The following is a 3728-nucleotide window of genomic DNA, read 5'->3' as shown; positions in this document are numbered from 1 at the left end:
GGCCGCCTCCAGCCGGCCCAGGGCCCCGTCGTCGGCCAGGCCCGCGGCGCGCAGGGCGGCCAGGGCCTCGCCGGTGTTCTGGGCCAGGGGGCCGCCCTGGGCCGCGTGGGCCAACAGCAGGAACTGGGCGGCGAACTCGATATCGACCAGGCCGCCGGGCTCCAGCTTCAGGTCCCAGTCGCCCTTGCCGGGCCGCTCGCGCTCCATCAACTCGCGCATCTCGACGACGTCGATCGCCGTCTGCCTGCGCTCGCGCGGCCGGCGCAGGGCCGCCTCGATCGCCGCCTCGGCGCGGGCCTTGAAGTCGGGCGAGCTGGCCCAGACCACCCGGGCGCGGGTCAGGGCCAACAGCTCCCAGGTCTCGGCCTCGCGCTCGTAATAGTCCTCGAAGGCGGCGAAGCTGACGGCCACCGGCCCCTTGGCGCCCGACGGCCGCAACTTCAGATCGACCTCGTACAGCGTCCCCTCGCTGGTCGGGGCCGACAGGGCCGAGATCATCCGCTGGGTGAAGCGGGCGTAGAAGGTCTCCGCACCCCATTCCTTGATCGACGACATCGCCGCGGGCTCGTCGGCGGCGTAGAGCGTCATCAGGTCGAGGTCGGACTTGGCGGTCATCTCGCGCGAGCCGGCCTTGCCCAGGGCCACGACGGCCACCTGGCCGGGGAAGGCGCCGCCCAGCCGCTCGACCTCGGCCAGGGCCGCGGGCGCGAGGCCGCCGATGATCAGGTCGGCGAGCTCGGCGAAGGCCCGGCCGATGTCGCGGGCGTCGGCCGTGCCGCTCATCACCCGCACGCCGATCCGGAAGCTCTGGTCGCGGAAGAGGCGCCGGGCGGCGTCCATCGCCCCCTCGAAGTCCTCCGGATCCCAGGGGGCGACGGCGGGCGTCTCGATCGGGCCGAAGAAGCTGGGGTCCAGCAGGGCGTCCAAGGCCGTCGGTCGCTTGGCCATGGTCGTCGCCAGGCGCGGGGCGAAGGCCATCACCTCGACGATCAGCTCGAACAGGCGTGGCTGCGCCAGGAACAGCGACTGGATCTGCACGCCCGAGGACAGGCGCGCGAAGAAGTCGGCGAAGCGGTTGAAGGCCTGGTCAGGCGCGCCCGTGGCGTTGGCCGCGTCCAGCAGGCGGGGCGCCAGACGGGTGAACAGCTCGCGCCCCCGCTCGGTGCGGGTCGCGGCGATGTGGCCATGGTGCCAGCCCCGGATGGTGGCGGCCACGCGCTCGGGGTTGGAGAAGCCCATCCGCTTGAGGGTCGCCAGGGTCTCGGGATCATCCTCGACGCCGGTGAAGACCAGGCTGCCAAAGCGTGAGGACAGCTCCTCCTCGCCGGCGAACAGGCGGCCGTAGCGCAGGTTCACGCCCTTCAGGATCTTGCCGACCGACGCATCGAAGCTGCGCAGGTTGTCCTGCCCCCACAGGGCCGCGACCCGTTTCCGCTCGGCGTCCGACTCCGGCAGCTTGTGGGTCTGGTCGTCGGCGATCATCTGGGCGCGGTGCTCCAGAGCGCGCAGGTCCTTGTAGGCTTGCGTCAGCCAGGCGGCGTCCTCCGGCGTGACGTGGCCGGCTTCGGCCAGGGCGGCCAGGGCGTCGAGGGTGCGGGGACTGCGCAGGTCAGGCTGGCGGCCGCCCAGGATCAGCTGCTGGGTCTGGACGAAGAACTCGATCTCGCGAATGCCGCCGCGCCCCAGCTTCAGGTCCGCCCCCTTGGCGGTCAGGCGGTCGTCGACCTTGTAGGTGTGGATCTGGCGCTTGATCGAGTGGATGTCGGCGATGGCCGCGAAGTCCAGGTTCCGCCGCCAGATGAACGGCTGCAGCCCCTCCAGGAAGGCCTGGCCCTCCTTGAGGTCGCCAGCGGCGATGCGGGCCTTGATATGGGCGGCGCGCTCCCAGTTCTGGCCGACGCTCTCGTAGTAGTCCATGGCCGCGTCGACCGGCATGGCCGGCGGCGTCGACGAGGGATCGGGACGCAGGCGCAGGTCGATGCGGAAGACATAGCCGTCGGCGGTCCGCTCCTGCAGCACCCGGCCCAGGTGGTTGGCGATGCGCACCGCCACGGCCTGCGGCTCGTGCCCCCCGGTCACCGGCAGGCGCTCGGGCGCGTAGAAGATCGAGAAGTCGATGTCGCTGGAATAGTTCAGCTCGAACGCGCCGTGCTTGCCCATGGCCACGCAGAAGAGGCCGGGCGCGGGCCCGTCCGCGCCCTCCCCCATATGGCTCAGGGCGCCCCGGTCGACCTCCTGGCGCACGGCCTGGGACAGGGCCGCGTGCAGCGTGGCGTCGGCGAAGCGGGTCAGGGCGCCGGTCACCTCGTCCAGGCCCCAGACACCGCCCAGGTCGCAGAGCGCGGTCAGCAGATGCAGGTCGGCCTTCAGCTCACGCAGCACGCGGCGGGCGGTCTCGAAGTCGGGCTCGGCGGCCACGGCCTCGGCGGCGGCCAGGATCTCGGCCAGGCGCGTGGCGGGATCAGCGGCCAGGATCAGCGGCAGGCGTTGACCGTCGCGACGGGCCAGGCTGGTCAGATATGGCGAGGCGGCGAAGACCGGAGCTAGAGCGCTCCAGGCGGCCTCGACGTCCGCCATGGCCTCGCCCGTCCGCTTGGCGATGGCCTCATGCGCCCGCTCGGCGGCCTTGGCGTCGAGAATGGGGCCGCACGGGGCCAGGCGGCCGAGAAGCGAAGAAGCAGCGGGACGAGTCATGCGCGCACCGTGGCCCGCCTGGCGACCTGGAACAAGACTCGCGCTTGACGCGGGAATTTACAGTTGTAACCATCGGCGTCGAGGAAACGGCAGGAACCGTCCGAGGATGATCGAGCTCTTCGCCCTAGCCCTGATCCGCGCCCAGGTGGCCGCCGCCGCCGCCGTGCTCCTGGTCGTCATCCTGCGTCCGTCGGCCCGCCGGCTGTTCGGGCCGCGCCGCGCCTATGGACTGTGGGCCGTCGTGCCGGCCGCCGCGGCCGCCGCCTTCCTGCCCAGCCTGGCCGAGACCATGGACATCGGCTCCCCGGCCCGCCCCCTGGGGGCCTGGGCGCCGAAGTTGATCCTGCTATGGCTGGCCGGCTGCGCGATCGCCACGACGATCCTGGTCCTGCGCGAGCACCTGTTCCGCCGACGGGTCGAGCAGGGCCTGGCCGGCCCCGCGGTGATGGGCGCCCTGTGGCCTCGCATCGTGCTGCCCGCCGACTTCGCCGAGCGCTTCGACGCCCGCGAGCGCGAGATGATCCAGCTGCACGAGCGCACCCACATCAATCGCGGCGACCCAATCGCCAACCTGGTCATCGCGGGGGCCGGCGTGCTGGGCTGGTGCAATCCGATGATCGCCCTGGCCGCGCGCCTCGTGCGCATCGACCAGGAGCTGGCCTGCGACGCCACGGTCGTGGCCCTGCGCGGCGGCATCCGCGCCGACTACGCCAAGGCCCTGATGAAGGCGCAGATGAGCGTCTCGACCTCGCCCCTGGCCTGCGGCTGGGCGACCCATCCGCTGATCCTGCGCGTATCGCTGCTGAACCGGCGTGAGCCCAGCCTGACGCGGGACGTCGCCGGCTTCCTGACCATGACCTTCCTGGCGATCGCGGCGATGGTCCTGGTCTGGACCATAGCGCCACGCGGGCCGGACGCCGGCGACCTGCACGCGGGCTTCACCGCCCAGATGGACGACAACGGCGCGATCGTCTGGGTGCGGGGGCGGTAAGCTTGTTGAAAATCCTCCCCCTAGCGGGGGAGGTGTCGGCGAA

At 72.0% G+C, this 3728-nt stretch carries 2 protein-coding genes; one reads left to right on the top strand and one right to left on the bottom strand.

The features are described from left to right. A partial coding sequence (locus VJ655_RS17120) for a bifunctional [glutamine synthetase] adenylyltransferase/[glutamine synthetase]-adenylyl-L-tyrosine phosphorylase (RefSeq protein WP_324113173.1) occupies positions 1-2694 on the bottom strand: 2694 nt, incomplete at its 3' end. Between the two features lie 106 nt (positions 2695-2800). Between VJ655_RS17120 and VJ655_RS17115 the strand changes: the two genes are divergently transcribed. Further along, positions 2801-3685 carry a M56 family metallopeptidase gene (locus VJ655_RS17115; protein WP_324113171.1) on the top strand — a complete coding sequence of 295 codons (885 nt, stop codon included), beginning with the start codon at positions 2801-2803 and terminating at the stop codon, positions 3683-3685. Positions 3686-3728 lie beyond the last annotated feature (43 nt).

The sequence above is a fragment of the Caulobacter sp. genome, from assembly GCF_035254145.1.
Lineage (GTDB): Bacteria > Pseudomonadota > Alphaproteobacteria > Caulobacterales > Caulobacteraceae > Caulobacter.
Note: the sequence above shows the minus strand (reverse complement) of the source record. Positions and strands in the feature narration are given on the sequence as shown.